Genomic DNA, 21,149 nt, shown 5'->3' with positions numbered 1-21,149 from the left:
CCCACCCGGCCCGTCGCCGGGCGATGCGCCGCAGGTCATTCCTCCGTCTTGAATACGATCAAGCGCGCCCCTTCCGCCACCTGGGCGCCCGGCTCGGCGGCGATCTCCGCCACTTCCGCATCGGAAGGTGCGACCAGCACATGCTCCATCTTCATCGCCTCGACGATGGCAAGCCGCTGGCCCTTCTCGACGCGGTCGCCGGGTTGCACGAAGACGGCGATGAGCTTGCCGTGCATCGGCGCCTTGACGGTGCCGCCTTCGTCCATGTGTTCGAGGTCGACATCGAAGGGGTCGTAAAGCTGAACAAGCGTTTGGCGTCCGTTGCGGATGATGTAGACGCCGTGGGGCACCTCAATTTCCCTTTCAGCATAACGATCGGGATCAGATGTGTCTCTCCATGGTTCGCCGTCGCTGACCGTTACAGCACTGATAGTGGGGCTCATACGACTGAATACCTCCCGTGCCTCGACGCGCTCACCATCAACAAGAAGCGGAAGCCCTGCCATTCTCGTCCCGAGCAATTGAAAGCCGTCCAGCAATGACCAAGGTGACCGTGGCTCGTCAGAGCGACCGAACACGGCGTTCTGCAGCAGGAATCTCGCGCGATCTAAAAGATTTTCTGCGCCGATACAAACCGCGATATGATCCAGCGGCTGCGGCCCGACGCCAAGACTATCGATATTCCGGTCGATGAATCCGGTATCGAACTGCCCTGCCCTGAATCCTTCAGCCTCGCACAGCTTCTTCAGGAAGGCCGCATTGGTCTTCGGGCCCGCAACGATCGTCTGACCAAGCGCCTCCGCCAGCTTGTCCAAAGCCTCCTCGCGGGTTTCGCCATGGGCGATGACCTTCGCGATCATGGGATCGTAATAGGGCGTCACCTCGGCCCCGGTCTCGACGCCTGTGTCGATGCGAATGCCCTCGCCTTCCGGGAATTCGAGAGCCCAGAGCTTGCCCGTCGAAGGCAGGAATTCCTTTTCCGGGTCCTCCGCATAGAGGCGCGCCTCCACCGCGTGACCGTCAATGGCGAGATCCTCCTGAGAGAACGGCAGCGCCTCGCCGGCAGCGACCCGGAACTGCAGTTCCACGAGATCGAGCCCCGTGATCGCTTCCGTAACCGGATGCTCCACCTGCAGGCGGGTGTTCATTTCCATGAAATAGAAGCGGTCGGGACGCAGCCCTTCGCGACCGTCGGCGATAAACTCGACGGTGCCGGCGCTCACGTAGCCCACCGCGCGAGCGGCCTCGACGGCGGCCTGCCCCATCACCTGGCGCATCTCGGGCGTCATACCCGGCGCCGGAGCCTCCTCGATCACCTTCTGGTGGCGGCGCTGGAGCGAGCAGTCGCGCTCGAAGAGATGCACCACATTGCCGTGGCCGTCGGCGAAAACCTGGATCTCAATATGACGTGGCGAGAGGATGTACTTCTCCACCAGCACGCGCGGATCGCCGAAGGCGTTTTGCGCCTCGCGTTGGGCGCTTTCGAGAGCCGCATCGAAATCGGCCGCCTTGTCGACTCGTCTCATGCCCTTGCCGCCACCACCGGCGACGGCCTTGATGAGAACCGGATATCCGATTTCATAGGCCTTCTGACGCAGGAAGTCCGGATCCTGCTTGGAGCCATGGTATCCAGGCACGACCGGCACGCCCGCCTGCTGCACGAGAGCCTTGGCCGCGTCCTTCAGGCCCATGGCCTTGATGGCGGAGGCCGGCGGCCCCACGAAGACGATACCGTTTTCAGCACAGGCCTCGGCGAACTCGGCCCGTTCGGACAGGAAGCCGTAGCCGGGATGGATGGAGGCGGCCTTCGTGCGCTTTGCGACGTCAATGATCTTGTCGATCCGGAGATAGCTCTCGCGCGCGGGCGGCGGGCCAATGAGATGGGCCTCGTCCGCCATCTGCACGAAGAGCGAATCGGCATCGGCCTCCGAATAGACCGCGATGGTGCGCATCCCGAGCCGCTTGGCGGTGCGGATGATGCGGCATGCGATCTCGCCTCGGTTGGCGATCAGGACACTTTCGAGCATTTCCATCCCTTACTAGATTTTACCGTCCCGTTTTTGGGAAACCTAGAGCAAACCTGAAGGCTCTTGTCACTCCCGAACAATCCAGAGTCCTCCGGCCGCTTGCCCTTAAGAGTGAGGCGGCACGCTAGATGCAACTTTGTGCAACCTCCCTCTTGCCGTGCCCCCTGATCCAAGCTAGCCTCTTATTGCAAATAATTTGCAACTGCAGAAAGTTTCCATGGATCAGCCCGCTCCTGTCTCTCTCGTGCGAAAGGCCGCCTGGCGGCATTCTTCAGAGCTGCCGTCCCTGCCGGAGGTCAATCGCTCGATCGCCGTACGACCGGGATCTGTCTGGCGGCGGGCTGCGGCATTCCTGGGGCCGGGCTATCTGGTGGCCGTGGGTTACATGGACCCGGGCAACTGGGCGACTTCCATCGCTGGCGGGTCGAAATACGGTTACGCACTGCTCTCGGTGGCGCTGATCTCCAATATCATGGCGATCATCCTGCAATCCCTCTGCGCCCGTCTGGCGGTCGCAACCGGCCGGGACCTTGCCCAGGCCTGCCGGGACGCCTATCCGAAGCCGGTCTCCTGGATCCTCTGGCTCCTGGCTGAGCTCGCCATCTGTGCCACGGACCTGGCGGAAGTGATCGGCACGGCCATCGGGCTCAACCTGCTCTTCGGCGTCCCCCTCGAAATCGGTGTCGTCATCACGGCGCTCGACGTGTTCCTGATCCTTTATCTGCAGAATCTCGGTTTCCGCTGGGTCGAGGCCTTCATCATCACGCTGCTCGGCGTCATCGCGGTGTGCTTCGGCATTCAAATCGCCATGGCCGATCCGGACTGGGCCGGCGTGATCACGGGCTTTGCCCCGACGACGGAGATCGTCGCCAATCCCGACATGCTCTACCTCGCCCTCGGCATCCTGGGCGCGACCGTCATGCCGCATAACCTCTACCTGCATTCAGGCATCGTACAGACCCGAGCCTACGGCGATACGGTGCGGGAACGGCGCGAGGCGCTGCGCTTTGCGACCCTCGACTCGACCATCGCGCTCATGTTCGCGCTGACGATCAACGCATCCCTGCTTATTTTGGCGGCCGCAGCCTTCCATCACACGGGCAGGACCCAAATCGCCGAACTCGGCGAGGCACATACCCTGCTTCAGCCGATCCTCGGCAGCGCCATCGCGCCGATGCTCTTCGGTTTGTCGCTCCTCTGCTGTGGCCTGAACTCCACCGTGACGGCGACCATGGCGGGCCAGATCGTGATGGAGGGCTTCATCAACTTCAAGATTGAGCCCTGGCTGCGCCGCCTGATCACCCGGGGTATCGCCATCATCCCCGCTGCCGGCGTCACCATTGCCTATGGTGAGGGCGGCACCGCGAAACTCCTGATCCTGAGCCAAGTGATCCTGAGCCTTCAGCTCCCCTTCGCGGTCATCCCGCTCGTGACGATGACGGCCTCGAAAGCCAAGATGGGCGAGCTCGTCACGCCGCGCTGGCTCACGATCGTCGCAGGTCTCATCGCAACCGTCATCGTGGCGTTGAACGTGAAGCTGCTTGTGGATTTCGTCCTGGGATAGAGAGCGATAACGTGCGTTGGCATCCTCGGTCCTGCGGACCGCCAGAAACACTCTCTCATGTCGTGGCCGGCCCTGTGCCGGCCATCTCGATAGGAATAGTGTCGCGACTTCCGGAACCGAGATCACCGGCACGAGGCCGGTGATGACGTGTGATTAAACGACTACGTTACGCGTCCCTGAGACGCCCCAACGCCTCTTCCATCTTTGTCTTGCGGGCCAGCGCCTCGTCGCGGCGCTCGCGCTGCTCCTCGACGACTTCCTCGGGAGCGCGCTTGATGAAATCCGCATTCCCGAGCTTCGCGTCGATCTTGGCCACGTCGGCATCGACCTTCTGGATTTCCTTTACGAGGCGGGTGCGCTCGGCGTCGAGATCGATCACGCCTTCCAGCGGCAGGGCCGCCACTTCGCCACGGATGAGAAGCTGAATCGAGCTCTTGGGCGCCGCTTCGGCGAAGGAGATATCGGACAGGCGCGCAAGGCGCTTCACGATATCGCCCCAGCGTCCGGCGCGAGCCTTCACGTCCTCGGAGGAGGCGACGAGCACGAGCGGAATCTGCGCACCGGCCGGCACGTTCGTCTCCGAACGGGCGGAGCGAATCTCGTTGACGAGGTCCACCACCCAGCCGATCTCGGCCTCGGCCTGCGGGTCGATCAGATGATCGAGGTTCGACCAGGGAGCCAGCGCCAGGATGGTCTCGCGCTTCGGGCCCTCCTGCCCTTTCACCTCCCACAACTCCTCCGTCAGGAACGGCATGATCGGGTGCAGGAGCTTGCAGATCTCATCCAGGATGAACGCGATGGTCGCGCGGGTCTCATCCTTGGCGGGAGCATCCGCTCCCTGGAGAACGGGCTTGGAGAGTTCGAGCGTCCAGTCGCAGAACACGTTCCACACGAAACGATAGGCTGCACCTGCCGCCTCGTTGAACTTGTAGCCCTGGATGCCGGCAGCAACCTCATTGATCGCTTTGGCGCATTCGCTGAGTGCCCATTTGTTGAGCGTCTCCTTCACCGACGCAGGATCGAAACCTGCGACGCGCTTGCATTCGTTCATCTCGGCAAAGCGCGCCGCGTTCCAGATCTTGGTCGCGAAGTTGCGGTAGTTTTCGACACGCTGCACCGACAGTTTGATGTCGCGCCCCTGCGCGGCCATCGAGGTGAGCGTCATGCGCAGCGCGTCCGCGCCGTACTGCTCCACCACGTCGAGCGGGTCGATGACGTTGCCTTTCGACTTCGACATCTTGGCGCCCTTCTCGTCGCGGACGAGGGCATGGATGTAGACCGTGTCGAACGGCACTTCGTCCATGAAGTGCAGGCCCATCATCATCATGCGGGCGACCCAGAAGAAGATGATGTCGAAACCCGTGACCAGCGTATTGGTCGGATAGTAGCGCTTGAGTTCCGGCGTATCGTCCGGCCAGCCAAGGGTCGAGAACGGCCACAGGGCCGAGGAGAACCAGGTGTCGAGCACGTCCTCGTCACGCTTGAGCGGCACGTCCCGCCCATTCTTCTCGCGCGCCTCGGCCTTGGCCTGATCCTCGCTCAGGGCGACATAGACATTGCCTTGGTCGTCGTACCAAGCGGGAATCTGATGCCCCCACCAGAGCTGGCGCGAGACGCACCAGGGCTCGATGTTCTCGAGCCATTGGAAGTAGGTCTTCTCCCAGTTCTCGGGCACGAACTTGGTCTGGCCCTTGCGCACCACGTCGAGCGCCCGGTCCGCGAGCGGCTTCACGTTCAAATACCACTGATCCGTGAGATAGGGCTCGATCACCACGTTGGAGCGGTCGCCATGCGGCACGGTGTGGGCGTGCGGCTCGATCTGGACGAGGATTTCGCGCGCTTCCAGCATCGCAATGATGCGCTTACGCGCCTCGAAGCGGTCCATGCCTTCAAGGGCCAGCACCTCCTTGAGATCGTCGGACTGGGCAAGACCGTCGAGGAAAGCTTCGTTGCCGGCGAGCCTCAGCTCGGCCTCGGCGCCGAAGATGTTGATCAGCGGCAGCTTGTGACGCCGGCCTACCTCGAAGTCGTTGAAGTCGTGCGCCGGCGTGATCTTCACCGCGCCGGTGCCCTTCTCCGGGTCCGAATACTCGTCGGCCACGATGGGGATGCGGCGGCCCGTGAGGGGCAGAATAGCGAACTTGCCGACCAGATCCTTATAGCGCTCGTCCTCGGGATGGACGGCCACGGCGACATCGCCGAGCATCGTCTCGGGCCGCGTCGTGGCAACGGTGATGGACCGGTCCGGCATGCCCTCGATGGCATAGCGGATATGCCAGAGATTGCCCTTCACCTCGACCTGAATCACTTCAAGGTCGGAAATCGCGGTCTGGAACTTGGGGTCCCAGTTCACAAGGCGCTTGTCCTTGTACATCAGGCCTTGCCTGTAGAGGTCGACGAAGACCTTCAGGACAGCCTGGGACAGGCCCTCGTCCATGGTGAAGCGCTCGCGCGACCAGTCGCAGGAGGCGCCGAGGCGCTTGAGTTGGCGCACGATGGTGCCGCCGGACTCCTCCTTCCACTCCCAGACCCGCTTCACGAACTCCTCACGGCCGAGGTCGCGGCGCTGGATCTGCCGCTCGGCCAGCCGGCGCTCGACGACCATCTGGGTGGCGATGCCCGCATGGTCCATGCCCGGCTGCCAGAGCACATCCTTGCCCCTCATGCGCTCGAAGCGGCAGAGGATGTCCTGGATCGTGTTGTTGAGGGCATGGCCCATATGGAGCGAGCCGGTCACGTTCGGCGGCGGAATGACGATCGTGTAGGGCACCGCGTCCTTGCGATCCGCCCGACCGGCCTTGAAGGCCTCGGCCTCTTCCCAACGGGTGGAAATGCGAGCTTCGACAGCGGAGGGATCGAACGTCTTGTCCATCATGATGTGTACCGGCCTTTGGGCGCGAGAAACGCGCAAGCAAGACGGCTACAAACCGGACGGATCGGTCGAAGTCAACAGAGGGCCGACAATCTGGGCGCCTCGGACGCCAGATGTGATGTCCCTTCGGGATCTACCCGGAGTTGCTCCGATTACGTCATCGCCGGGCTTGTGCTGGTGAGCTCAACTGAAACAGCGAAGCTCCTCAGAGCATCCGGATGGCCGGCATGCGCCCCACCACGACGTGGCGCCGGTCATGACCGGCGGCGTGTCACGCGCTCGATCTCGTCCCGGACCAGCCGTTCTACGAGCGGCGGAAGATTGTCGTCGAGCCAGGCCCTCAGCATGGGGCGCAGCATCTCCTTCATGAGATCCTCGACGGTCTGAGGCTGGCTCGGCTTGAGGACCGCGCCAAGACGGTCGAAGGCGCCTGAAACGGCGGCGCTGGTCTCGTTCGAGACCAGCGCATCGGCCGAGGCTGCCTGGCTGGCTGCCATTTTCGGGTGAGATTCACTGGCAAAGACGGGAGCCGCGACCTGCTCTTCCCGTTCAGGAAAGATATGGCGCCCTTCCCTGGAACCTTCGAATGACGGCACCTCGGCAACAACGGGCTCTCCCCGGTTCCATGGGCCGAGCACCGGCTCGTTAGGACCTGACGCGATCAGTGGGGCGACATGAAGCTCCGCAATGTCGAGCACGTTGTTCAACGGTGAGGATCGCGGTTCTTCGGGCTCCGAAGCATCCTGAGTTTCATCGTCAGCGATGATACGCCGGATGGAAGCCAGAATCTCTTCCATCGATGGCTCATTAACCTTCAGGCTCGCAGAACCCATAGCCGTATCCAAATCGAAACAAGTAAGAATCACATTCAAAAGAATGTAGATGAATTCTTTTACGTAAACCTAAAGAAAACAAGCAGGGCCAGAACTAAAAAGTTCTGGCCCCGCAACATATCAACGACCGTCCGGCGTGCTTGTGCCGACCCAAAGATCTTTGACCTGATCGTAGTGGATCTTCGGGCTGTAGTGGTTGACCCTCAGACCAAGGGCCCGTGAATTGAGACGACCCATGGCGTTCACGAGGCTGTAGGAAGCCACCACCCGGTCGCGCTGGGCCGTGATGAGATTCACGCGAGCGTTCAGAAGTTCCTGCTGAGCGTTCAACACGTCGAGGGTGGTGCGCTGTCCGACCCGAGCCTCTTCACGCACACCGCTCAGCGCCGTCTCGGCCGCATCGATCTGGGCCTGAGCGGCCACGATCTGGGCCCGAGCCGCCTCAAGCCGCCCCCAGGAGGAGCTTACGGCAGCGCGAACCTGATCGCGCACGGAATCGGCCTCCAGGCGGCGCTGTCCGGCCACTTCCTTGGCCTGGCGAGTCGCGGCATAAGCCTGCCCACCCTCATAAATCGGTACCGTCAGCCGCGCGACCACCGAGGCGGAAAGCGAAGCATCGCCCGATTGTTGCCGGTCATAGCGCTGATCGACGGCACCGGCGACACCTAGTTGCGGGGCGAGAGCCCCCTCCTCGATCTTCACCTGCAGCTCGGCCACGTCGACAGCATGCTGACGCGCCTTGATAGCCGGGTGCTCGTTGAGAGCGACCTTCAGAGCCGCATCCACGTTACGCGGAGTCAGGCGATCCAGGGGGCGGCCGGGAGCCAGCTGGGCCGGCTCGACGCCGACAACCTGGCGGTACGTTGCAATACTGTTTCGCAGAGTCGCTTCGGCGAGACTGGCCTGGGACCGAGCGGCAGCAAGGCGGGCTTCCGCCTGCGCGACGTCCGTCCGGGTCACTTCACCGACGTTGAACCGATCCCGGGTCTGGCGCAGCTGCTCGTCGATCACTTCGACGTTGTTGCGCTGCAGGTCGAGAATCGCCGTATCCCGCAGAACGTCCATATAGGCGGTCGCAGCATCAAGCAGGACGCCCTGCTCGGTGGAGTTTAGGCTTTCACGCGAACCGAGAACCGAGGATTCCGCCGCCCGGACCCGGTTCTGGGTCCGAAACCCGTCGAAGATCGTCTGATTGACCTCGACGCCGAACCCGCGTGGGTTCAGGGCGTTCTGGTTCGTCGTATTCGCGGAGAAGCGCGACGAAGGCGTCTCGGCCGAAACCCAGCTTCGCCCCACATCGGCCACTCCGTTGACGACCGGCCGGTAGCCGGACTTGGCCTGAGCCACGGTCTCGTCCGTTGCGCGGACGTTGGCGCGCTGGGCGTTCAGGTCCGGATTGTTGCCGTAAGCGCGCGACAAAGCGCTTTCCAAAGTCTCGGCCGACACCCCGCCGGGGGCCATCAGCACGAACACCGAGGTCATCGCCCCAAAGAGCAAGGAATACGTCTGCTTGGAATGCTTTTTCTTCACGCGCACCTGCCTAGCGACCAACACGGGACAACCGTGAGAGACGCCACTTTCAGAAACCACTGCGACTCAAAGCGCAACAATACCCAAGGGAACAGAGTCGGCAACAACGCGTTAGGGCCGACGCGATTTTAGCTTGGGAGTGGCGCAAAAAAGCGACACTTCTGACTGGGGAAAATTTTGGATTTGTTAGACTTTGGAGGAAATTAGAACGTGAAGCCGGGCGCCTGGACGAAGGGAGCCAGGAGAGGCGCGGCAGCCTCGAACAGGCTGCGCTCGCCGATGGCATCGTTGGAGCGAACATAAATGGTCGCCCGGGCAGCACGCCCCCGCCCCTTGACGCAGACGAGACGTCCGCCCTCAGCCAGCTGCTGGAGGAGCGCTTCGGGACGAACCTCGACGGACCCGTTCACGAGAATGGCATCATAGGGTGCACCGGCGGCATACCCCTGATCGAGCGGGCCGGTTACGACGGCGACCGCTCCGGCACCGGATGCACTCAGGCACTGTCTGGCGGCCGCCGCGAGCGCTTCGTCCGATTCAAGGGCCGTCACCTGAGCACCGAGCCCCCGAAGGACCGCCGAGGAATATCCCCGGCCACCGGCAACGTCGAGAACCTTGTCGCCCGCATCGATGGCGAGCGCCTGGATCAGGCGCCCCAGGATCATCGGGGAAAGCATGTAACGACTCTCGCCGCCGTCGCTGACGAGAATGTCCTGATCGATATAAGCAAGGTCCTCGCGGCCTGGGAGCACGAAAAGCTCCCTGGGAACGCTGTCCATGGCATCCAGGAGAGACATGTCGTTCACATCAAAAGTGCGCAGCTGGCCATCAACCATCATGCGGCGCGCTTGGGTGAAATCGACCATGGATAGTGCCTTCAGAATTTGTTGGAGGCCTCGCCCGGAATCGAACCGGGGTGCAAGGATTTGCAGTCCTCTGCGTAACCACTCCGCCACGAGGCCATCCGGGGCGTGTCACGAACGCGACGGCTGCTCCATAGCAACCATCCCCCCAAAGAGCAACAGCCCCTTTTCGGTCCGTTACGACAACAATGCACTTGCAACCGTCAAAACCCGTGCTATATGCCTCCCACCTCGCCGACGGACACCTCCACAGGGAATGCCGCGGCGCTCAAGAAGCTTCGAGATCGAGCTTCTTTTGAAGGTTGAGGCTTATTCCGGCGTGGCGCAGCGGTAGCGCAGCGGACTGTTAATCCGTTGGTCGTAGGTTCGAATCCTACCGCCGGAGCCAACCTTCCCAGTAGTTGTTTCCCTCCTTATCGGTGTGTGCTTGGACCCAGCGTTTTCGCGGGATGGCAGCTTGGCTATGATCCGGCGCCATGAGCATCGATTCCCCATCTCCCGTTCTGGTCTGGTTCCGCGACGACCATCGTCTCGGCGACAACCCCGCCCTCGCGGCCGCAGCGGCGACGGGATCGCAGGTTCTATGCTTTGCTGTTTGCGACGACTCGGAGGATGTACGTCCACTCGGCGGTGCGGCCCGATGGTGGCTTCACGGCTCTCTGAAAGCCCTCGGGGAGACCCTGGAACGGGCCGGCTCGCGGCTCGCCCTATTCAAGGGCCCGACTCTTTCTGTGGTCGAGCGGATCGCGCAGGAGACCGGCGCCTCGGCAATTTATTGGAACCGGCGCTATGGCGCGGCAGAGATCGCCCTGGACAGCACCGTGAAGAAGCGCCTGACGGAGGGTGGCCTCAAGGCTCACAGCTTCAACGGCCGCCTCCTCCATGAGCCATGGGACATCGTCAATCAGGCCGGCAAACCTTTCCAGGTGTTCACGCCCTATCTCAAAGCTGTGAGGACTCGGGGCATGACGGCCCCGCGCCCGGCTCCGAAACCGCTTCTTGGCGGAGCATGGCCCTCCACGCTCCGCGACATCATGGTTCCTCTTGAAGGGCTGGGCCTCGAACCTTCGTCTCCCGACTGGGCCGGCGGCCTTCGAAGTGCATGGCAACTGGGTGAGCAGGCCGCGCGGGCAAGTTTACGGGACTTCCTGAACGCGGGCTTGGAGGGCTATGCGGAGAATCGGGACCGTCCCGCGCTTTCCGGCACATCGCGCCTTTCACCGCATCTTCGGTTCGGAGAAATCAGCCCCAGGCAGATCTGGCTCGCGGTGACGTCTCGGGTTGCGGAACATCCGGGCTCGGCCCACGATGCCGAGAAGTACCTGAACGAAATCGTGTGGCGCGATTTCAGCTATCAGCTTCTGCACTTTCACCCTCACCTTCCGGTCAGGTCGCACAGCAGTCGATTTGACGGCTTTCCCTGGATCGATGCCCCTGGAACTCTCCAGGCGTGGCAGCGGGGCCGCACCGGCTACCCCATCGTCGATGCGGGTATGCGCCAGCTCTGGCAGACGGGCTGGATGCACAACAGGGTCCGCATGATCACCGCCTCGTTCCTGGTCAAGCATCTCCTGACCGATTGGCGAGAGGGCGAGGCCTGGTTCTGGGACACCCTGGTGGATGCGGATCCGGCCAATAATGCCTTCAGCTGGCAATGGGTCGCCGGGTCCGGACCGGATTCGGCACCGTTTCACCGAATCTTCAACCCCGTCACACAAGGTGAGAAGTTCGACCCTGAGGGCGATTATGTCCGAGCATTCGTGCCGGAGCTTGCAGATCTCCCCCATGCCTTCATCCACAAACCCTGGGAGGCTCCTCCCGGCGTACTTGGTGCGGCGGGGATTACTCTGGGCGAGACCTATCCCGCTCCCATCGTCCCGCACGGCCCGGCACGCGAAAGAGCCCTGCAAGCTTTCCGCAGCCTTCGCGGCCCAGGACAGGAAGAACATTCTTGACGCTCCTGCGAAGGAGCGTCTTGACCCGCAAAGCTCCTTGCCGTCAGCATCGCGCCTCACCTTTTATACGAGGCCGAGCCGCCTCGTCACAGCTCGAGACGATCATGACCTCAACCACTCTCCTCTTCCGCGACGATGCCTATGCCAGCTCCTGCGAAGCGCGGGTCCTCGCAACGACCCCGGAAGGCGGGATCATCCTCGATCGCACGGTCTTCTATGCTCAGGGCGGCGGACAGCCTGGAGACGTCGGTACAATCGTGAAGGCGAATGGCGAGAAATTTGACATCACGAACACGGTTTACGGGGCTGATCGATCGCAGGTCGTTCATCTTGTCGGGGCGGACGTTGCATCGCGGTTCGAGGAAGGCGAGACGGTCGAGGTGCAGCTCGACTGGCCCCGACGTCTGAAGCGCATGCGGGTCCACACGGCACTCCACCTTCTCAGCGTCGTCCTGCCCTACCCGGTCACCGGTGGCTCCATCGGCGAGGGAGACGGGCGTCTCGATTTCGACATTCCCGATGCCGGCCTCGACAAGGCGGAGATCACGGACAGGCTCAACGCGCTAATCCAGCGCGACGCGCCAGTCACCGAGCGGTGGATCACCGATGAGGAACTCGACGCCAACCCCGGGCTTGTGAAGACCATGTCGGTGAAGCCGCCGCGTGGCTCGGGCCGCGTTCGCCTGGTCGAGATCCAGGAAATCGACCTTCAGCCTTGCGGCGGCACGCATGTGCGGCGCACGGGAGAGATCGGCACAGTCGTCGTCACAGACATCGAGAAGAAGGGCAAGCAGAACCGCCGCGTTCGCATGTCCCTGGTCGACTAACCTGCAGGAGCTGCCTGATGTCCCAGCCTTTTGTTTCGACTGCCTGGCTGCAGGATCACCTTGGAAATCCCAACCTCGTGGTCGTGGATGGATCCTGGTATCTTCCCGCCCAGAACCGCGATCCGCAGGCGGAATATGTCGCGGGCCATATTCCCGGCGCGGTGCGCTTCGACATCGACACTGTGAAGGACACATCGTCCTCCCTGCCGCACATGCTTCCCTCGCCGAAGGATTTCGCAAAAGCCGTAGGCGCCATGGGGATCAGTGAGGACATGACCGTCGTGGTTTATGACGGCATCGGCCTCTTCTCGGCGCCGCGTGTCCGCTGGATGTTTCAGGTATTCGGGGCTGAAAACGTTTCAATCCTGGAAGGAGGCTTCCCAGCCTGGAAGGCCGAAGAACGCCCGGTCGAGACAGGTCCGGAAAAGTCTCGCGTGGCTAGGAACTTCACCCCAGCCTTTAAGGCGTCGGCCGTGGCCGATGTGGAGAAGGTCCGGAATGCGATCGGGTCCGGCTCGGCACAAGTGGTCGATGCCCGCGCGGCCGACCGCTTCAGAGGAGACGCCCCCGAGCCTCGGCCGGGGCTTAAGGCTGGCCACATTCCCGGGAGCGCCAACCTGCCCTGGAGCGAAATCGTCGAGAACGGGCGCTTGAAGGACAAAGCAAGTATCGAGAAAGCGATGCATCAAGCCGGTCTCGACCTCGGACGTCCCATCATTGCGAGCTGTGGATCCGGTGTCTCGGCCGCCATCCTATCGGTCGCCTTCGAGACTTTGGGACACCCCGCCGATGCCATCTACGACGGCTCATGGTCCGAGTGGGGCGCGCGCGAGGATCTGCCCGTGGAGACGGGAGAGGCGAAGAGAGGCTGACCAGACTCCTGCTGACCTTCCACTTGCCTTGGAGCGTAGGGTAACAAGCAAGGCCGATGGCACGCGATGTCTCCTCACCTTACATTACTCGGAACATCAATGGACAGGGAACGGGCAGCCAAGCTCCATGGCTGCCTGCCCTTGCATTGCCGGATTAAAGGTCCATCTCTTTGCATCATGAGGATTTGTAGCCGAAGCGTACCATTGTGATCCGTGCGGTCCGCAGCGTTGTCGATCCTTCAACGGTCCAGTCCGCACCTTGAAGAAGGTCGCACCATGACCGACGATCAGAAGTTCCTCGCAGTCTTGCGTCAGTCTGCCGATCCCGACACGGTCGATGCCATGGAGACACTGATCCGGGCCGCGCCGGATCGTGAGCTGAACCGCATCAACGCCCTCGCCTTCGCGGCCCGGACAGGGCTCGATGAAGACCGGGTCATCGGAGCCTTTCTCCATGCCGCCCGCCTCGGGCTGTTCGAGATGTCCTGGAATGTGCTCTGCCCCGGATGTGGCGGCGTTCTCGAGTCAGGGCTGAGCCTCAAATCCGTGAATCAAAGCGAATACAGCTGCGCTCTTTGCGCCGCCGGATACGAGCCCACCCTGGACGAGATGGTGGAGGTCACGTTCACGGTGAGCCCGCGGGTCCGCAAGATCGCGGCCCATGACCCAGACACCCTTCCAATGCATGAATATGTCCGCCAGATCTTCTGGAGTTCGGGCATCGACCTGCCGGATGACTACGAGCGCAGGCTCGACGAAATCGTGCTCGACGCGGTCGAGCTTCCTGCCGGGGAAAGAGCGATCCTGTCCCTGCAGCTTCCAGCCCAGTTCGTGATCGTTTTCGATCCGGTCACCCATGCAGCCCAATTCATCGACGTGAAAGGCGAGCCCACACGTGAGCGGCAAAACCTCACGCTCGTCCTTAACGAAAGTCACCCGCAGAACGATGCTCTGGTCATGCAGCCGGGTCCATTGCGGATCACTCTCGAGAACCGCACAAATCGGCGCGTCCTGCCTGCAGTCTGGGTGGCCGGAGACGAACTCCATCACATGCTCGAACGCCGCCGCCCCTTCCTGACGGCAAAACGCCTGCTCACGAACCAGACCTTCCGCGACCTTTATCGGACCGACACGCTCGATATCGACCAACGCCTGAAGATCACCAGCCTGACCTTCCTGTTCACGGACTTGAAGGGGTCGACGGAACTCTACGAGCGCGTCGGCGATCTGGTAGCCTACGATCTCGTCCGTGAACACTTCCGGGTTCTCCATGAGATCGTCGCGGCAGAGGCGGGTGCGGTGGTCAAGACTATCGGTGATGCGGTGATGGCCACCTTCCCGACACCGGACCACGCGATCTCGGCGGCTTTGCGGATGCGGGACGCCATGCGCAGCCTCAACGAGGAGCGCGGAAGCGAAGACCTGCTGCTCAAGATCGGGATTCACGAAGGGCCATGCCTCGCCGTCACGCTCAACGACCGGCAGGATTATTTCGGCCAGACGGTGAACATCGCTTCCCGTGTCCAAGGGCTCGCAGTCTCGCGAGCGATCTTCGCGACGGACGCCGTCGTCGAAAACCCGCAAGCTTCGCAGATCATCCAGTTGCAGGGCCTGCAGCCGACCCTGCAGAAGACGGCGCTTCGCGGGATCAACGACGAATTTCTGGTCTATGAGATTCCATAGCTGCCCGAATCGCCATCGGGCATGACCGGCAGGGCAAGGATACGGGCGCTCCGTATCCTTGCCGAAAGGTCTTCGATCATCGTCAGTCGCGCCCGCTCCTGTCCTCGCCGATGTCCTTGAGCAAGTGGGGACTGAGCCTCGCCCGTAGGCAGGACTGCAACTCGGAGCGGGTCGGGATTTTTGACGATGTCCGGCCGCGCTCACGCACGGCCGGGATCAGGTCAATGCGAACGGTCAGCCAAACAAGGGAAAGGGTAATCTGCTTCATCGAAACCTGCAGCGTTGATGAATGGAAGGATTGCGGCGTGGGTGCATGGGGCATAGTGAAAAGCCATGTGACGCCTCCTTCGGCTGAGGTTGATGAAAAGCGGCTGAGGACCAGCTGCCTGACGAAACTAAGCGATTTTCAGTGAATTGGCTAGACCGGCATTCTGAAGTTTCTTCTCGAAGCGATACTCCGCCGATCTTGAGATATCCGTGAGCTGACGCTGCCCGTCCCACTGCGTGTAGCCCCAGCGCCTATAGAGCCTGTGAGCAGTCGTGAACCGCGTGTCGGACCAGAGAACGACACGGCTGGCGCCCTGCGTCACTGCATGGCTCTCAGCCTGCCGCACGAGCATCGCGCCCAATCCCCTCCCACGCTGGTCCGGCCGCACGTAGAGCCGATGCAGTTCGGCCGTTCCTGTTTCAGGAAAGTCGACGGCGACGCAGGCGCAGACGCGTCCGCGCGCGTCTTCGACAGCCCAGAAGGCTCCATTGGTCGCTGCATACGATGCGCTCGGCGCGACCAGGTCCGGGAGATCGTCGTGAGGATCGACGAAGCAGCCAGGGTACTCCGCATAGCAGAGTGAGAGGAGACCGAAGAGATCCTGGGCGTCGCTATCCAAGACCAGTCGGATCATCGGCCTATCTTCAACGATTCTTGCTGCTTCGATCATTGCCCCTCACCTTCTGAAGAGCGCATCGTCCCGAACGGCCCCGTGGGACCGCGATGCGCTATGCCGCCAGGGCGGCGATCGTCGTCTCAAGCATGTCATGGAGCAGCCGGTAGGCGTGCGCCGACAGATGAATGCCGTCGGTGGTCATCCCTTCCCTTGCAGCACCATTCCCGTCGGCGAATTCACCCTGCAGGTCAATGACGCTGGCGGTGCGACCGTCGGAGATCTGCAGCATACGGCGGCTGAAGGAGGCCATGGCCTCGGGTGAATAGAACCCCGTCAACCGCTTTGCCTGCTCGATGGGGGGCGGTGTCAGCACGACGACGGGAACCCGCGCATCGGCAAAATGGCCCACGATCCGCTCGAAATGTTCCGCGGCACCGTCGAGAGTACTCTCCGTGCAATCCTTCTTGGCGTCATTCGTGCCGACGAGAAGCACGGCGGTGCGGGGCCGCGCCGATTGTAGCAGGAGCGGCACGCGAGGTTCGAGAGCCTCCGTCCAGATGCCCGAATAGCCGGCATTGAGCAGCGGACGACTCCCGATTCGGTTCCAGTAGAAACCCTCGACGATGGAATCTCCGACGAAGAGAAGCCCACCCGGCCCGACCGCAGCCTTGTGGGAGCTGATCACGATATCGCGGATCAGCCAGTGCGGCGCGAAGGGATTGGGCTGCGAGGTCACGGAATGCGTCGCCCTGCAAGAGCTCCGGCGGAGGGTATCCGCCGGGGTGGCCGAAAGGCCTTACTCGATCCCGAGCTTGGCTTTGAGGATCTCATTGAGGGCCTGCGGATTGGCCTTGCCGCCTGTGGCCTTCATGGTCTGGCCGACGAACCAGCCAAGGAGGGTCGGCTTCGCCTTGGCCTGCTCGACCTTGTCCGGGTTGGCGGCGATGATTTCATCGACAGCCTTCTCGATGGCGCCCATATCGGTCACCTGCTTCATGCCGCGCTTTTCCACGATCTCGCGTGGATCGCCGCCTTCGGTGAAGACGATCTCGAACAGGTCCTTGGCGATTTTGCCAGAGATCACGTTCTCGCCGATCAGCTCGATGATGGCGCCGAGCTGCGCGGCCGAGACCGGCGATTCCGTAATGTCCTTGCCTTCCTTGTTGAGGCGTCCGAACAGCTCGTTGATCACCCAGTTCGCTGCGGCCTTGCCGTCGCGGCCCCTGGCCACTTCCTCATAGAAGTCGGCGGAAGCGCGTTCGGCAACGAGAACGCCGGCATCGTAGGACGGCAGGCCGTAATCGGCCATGAACCGGGCCTTCTTCTCGTCAGGCAGTTCCGGCAGATGCTGGGCGAGATCGTCCACATAGGCCTGATCGAACTCGAGCGGCAGCAGGTCCGGATCAGGGAAGTAGCGGTAGTCGTGCGCCTCTTCCTTTGAGCGCATGGAGCGCGTCTCGCCCTTGCCCGGATCGTACAGGCGGGTCTCCTGGTCGATCTTGCCGCCGTCTTCCAGAATGGCAATCTGGCGACGCGCCTCGACCTCGATAGCCTGACCGATGAAGCGGATTGAATTGACGTTCTTGATCTCGCAGCGGGTGCCGAATTCGTCGCCCGGACGGCGCACCGACACGTTCACGTCGGCGCGTAGGTTGCCCTTGTCCATGTCGCCGTCGCAGGTGCCGAGATAGCGCATGATCGTGCGCAGCTTGGTGACATAGGCGCGAGCCTCGTCCGCCGAGCGCAAATCCGGCTTCGAGACGATTTCCATCAGGGCAACGCCCGAACGGTTGAGATCCACAAAGCTCATGGTGGGGTGCAGGTCGTGAATCGACTTGCCGGCATCCTGCTCCAGGTGCAGGCGCTCGATGCGCACGGTGATGGTCTCGCCCGTCTCCGGCACGTCTACGATCACCTCGCCCTCACCCACGATGGGGCTCTTGTACTGGCTGATCTGGTAGCCCTGTGGCAGGTCTGGATAGAAGTAGTTCTTGCGGTCGAAGGTGCTGCGCAGGTTGATCTCGGCCTTGAGGCCAAGGCCCGTGCGGATGGCCTGACGCACGCATTCCTCGTTGATCACCGGCAGCATGCCGGGCATGGCCGCGTCCACGAGGGAAACGTGGCTGTTCGGATCGCCGCCAAAAGCCGTCGAGGCGCCGGAGAACAGCTTGGCTTGGCTCGTCACCTGGGCATGGATCTCCATGCCGATGACGATCTCCCAATCGCCTGTCGCACCTTTGATAAGCTTCTTAGGGTTGACCGGAGCGTTCATGAACCTTGCGCCTTTATCTCTCGCCTTTGCTTGCTCGGAGTAAGAGCGACCCTCAAACGGGTCAACCCCCTTCAAGATGAACGGACGTTCAGAGTGATGACTCGACCGTTAAGATTAGATGTGAATTGTGCACAGTTTTCAAAAATAATTGCCACGCTGCCATGAAACCCCTTCGGATATGACGCGTTGTTCGGGAGGTAAAACGGTCAAGGAGTTTCAAAATGGCTATGGATCCCATGGATCGCGAACCGAACGTCTACAATCGCGAGACCAATGTCTACGATAACACCGGGCGTGGTTCCAACACTCTTGCTTACGTGATCGGTGGCCTTGTTGTCGCGCTGGGCCTCCTGGCCTTCCTCTTCTATGATGGCGGCAGCAACGAACCGAGCACCACCGGCAGCACCGGCACCCAGACGGAACGCTCATCGCCGAGCACCGGCTCGACCGCACCGACCACCCCGACGACCCCGTCGGCTCCCGCCGCACCGGCTTCCCCTTCTTCCCCGGCCGCTCCGTCGGCTCCGGCTAACCCGCAGTAAATTCGCGTCCCGCGTGACGCCGCGCATGATGGGTCTGACCCTCGGGTCAGACCCATTTTCGTGTGATCGGCCGGCGTCACCCCATGGAACCGAGCGCAAGTGCGAACGGTTAGGCTCGATAAAAATCGGCTCATCTGGCAGCGCACCATGAGGAGGATCGAGATGGCGAGCAAATCGAATTTCACCCCTGAGGAATGGTCCCGTGTCGTCGCAAGTCCGGTCGTCGCCAGCATGGCAATCACTGCGGCTGATCCCGGCGGGCTCTGGAGCCTGCTGCAGGAATCCATGGCAAGCGGCTGGGCGCTCCTGGAAGCCAAGCAAGATGCCCAGGCTACGCCTCTCGTGAAGGCCGTCGCCAACGATATTGCCAATGCGGAAACCAGGAACTCCGTCCAAGAAGCGTTCCAGGCGCAGTTCAAAGGCAGCCAGTTTCCCGATATCAGGCGCAAGGCCATCGAGGAACTGCACGCCGTTTCGGCTCTTCTCGACGCGAAGGCCGCTGACGAAGCGGCCGCCTTCAAAGCGTGGCTGTGGAGCGTTGCCCGGAAGTCTGCGGAAGCCGGCAAGGAAGGCGGATTTCTGGGCTTCGGTGGCGTCGCCGTGAGCGATGCCGAGAAGGCCACGCTCTCGGAAATCGCAACTGCCCTCGGCAACCCGGCAGGGACCAGCGCGGGTCTGGCCGAAACGTGATCAAACGCCAGGAGCGAGCGACATCACGACCGTAATCGAAGGCACTGGATTTCGCGATTGTCTGCCCGTCTGCTCTGCGGTGGATGGCGATCGATCAGTCGCCATGGGGCGCACGATCGAAAGCCCCCGGTGTCGTTTCGGGCGCGGGGGCTTTGTGCTGGTGTGAGATTGGTTGCGGGGACAGGATTTGAACCTGTGACCTTCAGGTTATGAGCCTGACGAGCTACCGGGCTGCTCCACCCCGCGCCAAGGCGTGCGAGTCTGGCCGCGGCCAAACCCCAAGCTGTGGGCCTTGATCGCAGGCGATCAAGGCGAAGAGGGCATTGGCAAGCGCTTGCGGCTTACAAATGCAAACGCGGCGCTCGAAGAAGCGCCGCGAGAACATGGTTCATCGTATCAGAGGCGTGTGTGGCGTTGTCCTTGGCAGGTCCGGCAATGACCTACTCTCCCGGGTCTTGAGACACAGTACCATCGGCGCTGAGGCGTTTAACGGCCGAGTTCGAGATGGGATCGGGTTCTGTTCGCCTCGCTCAAATCACCGGACCGGCGAAGGACAACGGCAACAGGCAAGGGCGCGAGCCGCGCCACCCCAAATCGCTTCAGGGTCAAAGGTCTGTCTCACGCAGCCTCAGCTCGGGATCGCAAGATCCCGCAAGGCCGACCGGCCGCCCGTGCTCGTGCACGGAACAGCCCAGGGAACTTAACGTTCCCGCCGGCCATGAGGCCAACTTTACCCATGTCCAACGGACAGGGATCATGAGAGCAATCAAGCCAATCGAGCGATTAGTACCAGTCAGCTCAACGCGTCACCGCGCTTACACATCTGGCCTATCAACGTGGTCGTCTTCCACGGCTCTGATAGGGAGCACTCGTTTCGAGGTGGGTTTCCCGCTTAGATGCCTTCAGCGGTTATCCCGTCCGTACATAGCTATGCTGCACTGCGGCTGGCGCCACAACAGCTCCACCAGAGGTACGTCCATCCCGGTCCTCTCGTACTAGGGACAGATCCTCTCAATACTCCTACACCCACGGCAGATAGGGACCGAACTGTCTCACGACGTTCTGAACCCAGCTCACGTACCACTTTAATCGGCGAACAGCCGAACCCTTGGGACCTTCTCCAGCCCCAGGATGTGATGAGCCGACATCGAGGTGCCAAACCTCCCCGTCGATATGGACTCTTGGGGGAGATCAGCCTGTTATCCCCGGCGTACCTTTTATCCGTTGAGCGATGGCCCACCCACGCGGGACCACCGGATCACTATGGCCGTCTTTCGACTCTGCTCGACGTGTCAGTCTCGCAGTCAAGCGGGCTTATGCCATTGCACTCAGCGAGCGATTTCCGACCGCTCTGAGCCCACCTTCGCGCGCCTCCGTTACTCTTTGGGAGGCGACCGCCCCAGTCAAACTGCCTACCATGCGCTGTCCCGGACCTGGCTTACAGATCGCGGTTAGACATCCATGTCTACAAGGGTGGTATTTCAAGGATGGCTCCACCAGAGCTGGCGCCCCGGCTTCAAAGCCTACCACCTATCCTACACATGCCGACACGAATGCCAGCGCAAAGCTACAGTAAAGGTGCACGGGGTCTTTCCGTCTGACCGCAGGAACCCCGCATCTTCACGGGGAATTCAATTTCACTGAGTCTATGTTGGAGACAGCGGGGAAGTCGTTACGCCATTCGTGCAGGTCGGAACTTACCCGACAAGGAATTTCGCTACCTTAGGACCGTTAT

The 21,149-nt window shown here is 61.9% G+C and carries 16 protein-coding genes, 3 tRNA genes and 2 rRNA genes; 8 read left to right on the top strand and 13 right to left on the bottom strand.

The window, feature by feature from the left end; genetic code table 11:
- Window positions 1-35: 35 nt before the first annotated feature.
- Window positions 36-2,027, bottom strand: coding sequence for an acetyl/propionyl/methylcrotonyl-CoA carboxylase subunit alpha (locus tag DDF70_RS21140; RefSeq protein WP_114946804.1), 1,992 nt, complete (start codon window positions 2,025-2,027; stop codon window positions 36-38).
- Between the two features lie 217 nt (window positions 2,028-2,244).
- Between DDF70_RS21140 and DDF70_RS21135 the strand changes: the two genes are divergently transcribed.
- Window positions 2,245-3,591 carry an Nramp family divalent metal transporter gene (locus tag DDF70_RS21135; protein WP_114946803.1) on the top strand — a complete coding sequence of 449 codons (1,347 nt, stop codon included), beginning with the start codon at window positions 2,245-2,247 and terminating at the stop codon, window positions 3,589-3,591.
- Between the two features lie 166 nt (window positions 3,592-3,757).
- On the opposite strand, the gene DDF70_RS21130 is transcribed toward DDF70_RS21135, so the two are convergent.
- From DDF70_RS21130 to DDF70_RS21110, 5 genes are all read right to left on the bottom strand, one after another.
- Window positions 3,758-6,466, bottom strand: coding sequence for a valine--tRNA ligase (locus DDF70_RS21130; RefSeq protein WP_114946802.1), 2,709 nt, complete (start codon window positions 6,464-6,466; stop codon window positions 3,758-3,760).
- A 251-nt stretch (window positions 6,467-6,717) separates the two neighbouring features.
- Window positions 6,718-7,260: a PopZ family protein gene (locus tag DDF70_RS39460; RefSeq protein WP_245435592.1), complete on the bottom strand. Its 543-nt coding sequence runs from the start codon at window positions 7,258-7,260 to the stop codon at window positions 6,718-6,720.
- 156 nt (window positions 7,261-7,416) lie between these two features.
- The gene (locus tag DDF70_RS21120; protein ID WP_425374097.1) at window positions 7,417-8,826 is read right to left on the bottom strand and encodes a TolC family outer membrane protein; all 1,410 of its coding nucleotides are present in this window, start codon (window positions 8,824-8,826) and stop codon (window positions 7,417-7,419) included.
- 203 nt (window positions 8,827-9,029) lie between these two features.
- On the bottom strand, window positions 9,030-9,692 hold the full coding sequence (locus tag DDF70_RS21115) for a protein-L-isoaspartate O-methyltransferase family protein (protein WP_114946799.1): 663 nt from the start codon (window positions 9,690-9,692) through the stop codon (window positions 9,030-9,032).
- A 22-nt stretch (window positions 9,693-9,714) separates the two neighbouring features.
- Window positions 9,715-9,788, bottom strand: a tRNA-Cys gene (locus DDF70_RS21110).
- 214 nt (window positions 9,789-10,002) lie between these two features.
- Here DDF70_RS21110 and DDF70_RS21105 point away from each other — a divergent pair.
- The 5 genes from DDF70_RS21105 (at window position 10,003) to DDF70_RS21085 (ending at window position 15,026) form a co-directional block, all read left to right on the top strand.
- A tRNA-Asn gene (locus tag DDF70_RS21105) sits at window positions 10,003-10,077 on the top strand.
- Window positions 10,078-10,165: 88 nt separating this feature from the next.
- Window positions 10,166-11,644 (top strand): cryptochrome/photolyase family protein, encoded by a 1,479-nt coding sequence (locus tag DDF70_RS21100; RefSeq protein WP_114946798.1) that lies wholly within the window; start codon window positions 10,166-10,168, stop codon window positions 11,642-11,644.
- Window positions 11,645-11,748: 104 nt separating this feature from the next.
- Window positions 11,749-12,471 (top strand): alanyl-tRNA editing protein, encoded by a 723-nt coding sequence (locus DDF70_RS21095; RefSeq protein ID WP_114946797.1) that lies wholly within the window; start codon window positions 11,749-11,751, stop codon window positions 12,469-12,471.
- Window positions 12,472-12,488: 17 nt separating this feature from the next.
- The gene (sseA, locus tag DDF70_RS21090; RefSeq protein ID WP_170316101.1) at window positions 12,489-13,343 is read left to right on the top strand and encodes a 3-mercaptopyruvate sulfurtransferase; all 855 of its coding nucleotides are present in this window, start codon (window positions 12,489-12,491) and stop codon (window positions 13,341-13,343) included.
- Between the two features lie 276 nt (window positions 13,344-13,619).
- A complete protein-coding gene (locus DDF70_RS21085; protein WP_114946796.1) occupies window positions 13,620-15,026 on the top strand; it encodes an adenylate/guanylate cyclase domain-containing protein in 1,407 nt (468 codons plus the stop codon).
- An 82-nt stretch (window positions 15,027-15,108) separates the two neighbouring features.
- Here the strand turns inward: DDF70_RS21085 and DDF70_RS21080 are convergent, their stop codons facing one another.
- From DDF70_RS21080 to gatB, 4 genes are all read right to left on the bottom strand, one after another.
- Window positions 15,109-15,294 (bottom strand): hypothetical protein, encoded by a 186-nt coding sequence (locus DDF70_RS21080; protein WP_114946795.1) that lies wholly within the window; start codon window positions 15,292-15,294, stop codon window positions 15,109-15,111.
- 127 nt (window positions 15,295-15,421) lie between these two features.
- Window positions 15,422-15,928, bottom strand: a complete 507-nt coding sequence (locus DDF70_RS21075) for a GNAT family N-acetyltransferase (protein ID WP_162820554.1) — start codon at window positions 15,926-15,928, stop codon at window positions 15,422-15,424.
- A gap of 94 nt (window positions 15,929-16,022) precedes the next feature.
- The gene (locus tag DDF70_RS21070) at window positions 16,023-16,646 is read right to left on the bottom strand and encodes a GDSL-type esterase/lipase family protein (protein WP_114946793.1); all 624 of its coding nucleotides are present in this window, start codon (window positions 16,644-16,646) and stop codon (window positions 16,023-16,025) included.
- A gap of 60 nt (window positions 16,647-16,706) precedes the next feature.
- Window positions 16,707-18,182 (bottom strand): Asp-tRNA(Asn)/Glu-tRNA(Gln) amidotransferase subunit GatB, encoded by a 1,476-nt coding sequence (gene gatB, locus DDF70_RS21065; protein ID WP_114946792.1) that lies wholly within the window; start codon window positions 18,180-18,182, stop codon window positions 16,707-16,709.
- A 221-nt stretch (window positions 18,183-18,403) separates the two neighbouring features.
- On the opposite strand from gatB, the gene DDF70_RS37550 reads away from it, so the two are divergent.
- Both DDF70_RS37550 and DDF70_RS21055 read left to right on the top strand, forming a co-directional pair.
- Window positions 18,404-18,724: an LPXTG cell wall anchor domain-containing protein gene (locus tag DDF70_RS37550; RefSeq protein ID WP_205772460.1), complete on the top strand. Its 321-nt coding sequence runs from the start codon at window positions 18,404-18,406 to the stop codon at window positions 18,722-18,724.
- Between the two features lie 162 nt (window positions 18,725-18,886).
- The gene (locus DDF70_RS21055) at window positions 18,887-19,414 is read left to right on the top strand and encodes a hypothetical protein (protein ID WP_114946791.1); all 528 of its coding nucleotides are present in this window, start codon (window positions 18,887-18,889) and stop codon (window positions 19,412-19,414) included.
- A 169-nt stretch (window positions 19,415-19,583) separates the two neighbouring features.
- On the opposite strand, the gene DDF70_RS21050 is transcribed toward DDF70_RS21055, so the two are convergent.
- The 3 genes from DDF70_RS21050 to DDF70_RS21040 form a co-directional block, all read right to left on the bottom strand.
- Window positions 19,584-19,660: transfer RNA gene (locus DDF70_RS21050), tRNA-Met, on the bottom strand.
- A 181-nt stretch (window positions 19,661-19,841) separates the two neighbouring features.
- A 5S ribosomal RNA gene (gene rrf, locus DDF70_RS21045) occupies window positions 19,842-19,957 on the bottom strand.
- A 219-nt stretch (window positions 19,958-20,176) separates the two neighbouring features.
- Window positions 20,177-21,149, bottom strand: a 23S ribosomal RNA gene (locus DDF70_RS21040); the annotation flags it as partial.

It is taken from the genome of Microvirga calopogonii, from assembly GCF_003347665.1.
Lineage (GTDB): Bacteria > Pseudomonadota > Alphaproteobacteria > Rhizobiales > Beijerinckiaceae > Microvirga > Microvirga calopogonii.
The sequence above is the reverse complement of the archived record's forward strand: the minus strand, read 5'-3'. Positions and strand labels throughout refer to the sequence as shown.

Bases quoted from the DNA above. Each gene is read 5' to 3' on its own strand.
- DDF70_RS21085 (WP_114946796.1), top strand. From the start codon at position 13,620: ATGACCGACGATCAGAAGTTCCTCGCAGTCTTGCGTCAGTCTGCCGAT.
- DDF70_RS21135 (WP_114946803.1), top strand. From the start codon at position 2,245: ATGGATCAGCCCGCTCCTGTCTCTCTCGTGCGAAAGGCCGCCTGGCGG.
- DDF70_RS21080 (WP_114946795.1), bottom strand. From the start codon at position 15,294: ATGAAGCAGATTACCCTTTCCCTTGTTTGGCTGACCGTTCGCATTGAC.
- DDF70_RS21075 (WP_162820554.1), bottom strand. From the start codon at position 15,928: ATGATCCGACTGGTCTTGGATAGCGACGCCCAGGATCTCTTCGGTCTC.
- DDF70_RS21100 (WP_114946798.1), top strand. From the start codon at position 10,166: ATGAGCATCGATTCCCCATCTCCCGTTCTGGTCTGGTTCCGCGACGAC.
- DDF70_RS21130 (WP_114946802.1), bottom strand. From the start codon at position 6,466: ATGATGGACAAGACGTTCGATCCCTCCGCTGTCGAAGCTCGCATTTCC.
- DDF70_RS21055 (WP_114946791.1), top strand. From the start codon at position 18,887: ATGGCGAGCAAATCGAATTTCACCCCTGAGGAATGGTCCCGTGTCGTC.
- DDF70_RS21095 (WP_114946797.1), top strand. From the start codon at position 11,749: ATGACCTCAACCACTCTCCTCTTCCGCGACGATGCCTATGCCAGCTCC.
- DDF70_RS37550 (WP_205772460.1), top strand. From the start codon at position 18,404: ATGGCTATGGATCCCATGGATCGCGAACCGAACGTCTACAATCGCGAG.
- DDF70_RS39460 (WP_245435592.1), bottom strand. From the start codon at position 7,260: ATGGAAGAGATTCTGGCTTCCATCCGGCGTATCATCGCTGACGATGAA.
- DDF70_RS21115 (WP_114946799.1), bottom strand. From the start codon at position 9,692: ATGGTCGATTTCACCCAAGCGCGCCGCATGATGGTTGATGGCCAGCTG.
- DDF70_RS21140 (WP_114946804.1), bottom strand. From the start codon at position 2,027: ATGCTCGAAAGTGTCCTGATCGCCAACCGAGGCGAGATCGCATGCCGC.
- sseA (WP_170316101.1), top strand. From the start codon at position 12,489: ATGTCCCAGCCTTTTGTTTCGACTGCCTGGCTGCAGGATCACCTTGGA.
- gatB (WP_114946792.1), bottom strand. From the start codon at position 18,182: ATGAACGCTCCGGTCAACCCTAAGAAGCTTATCAAAGGTGCGACAGGC.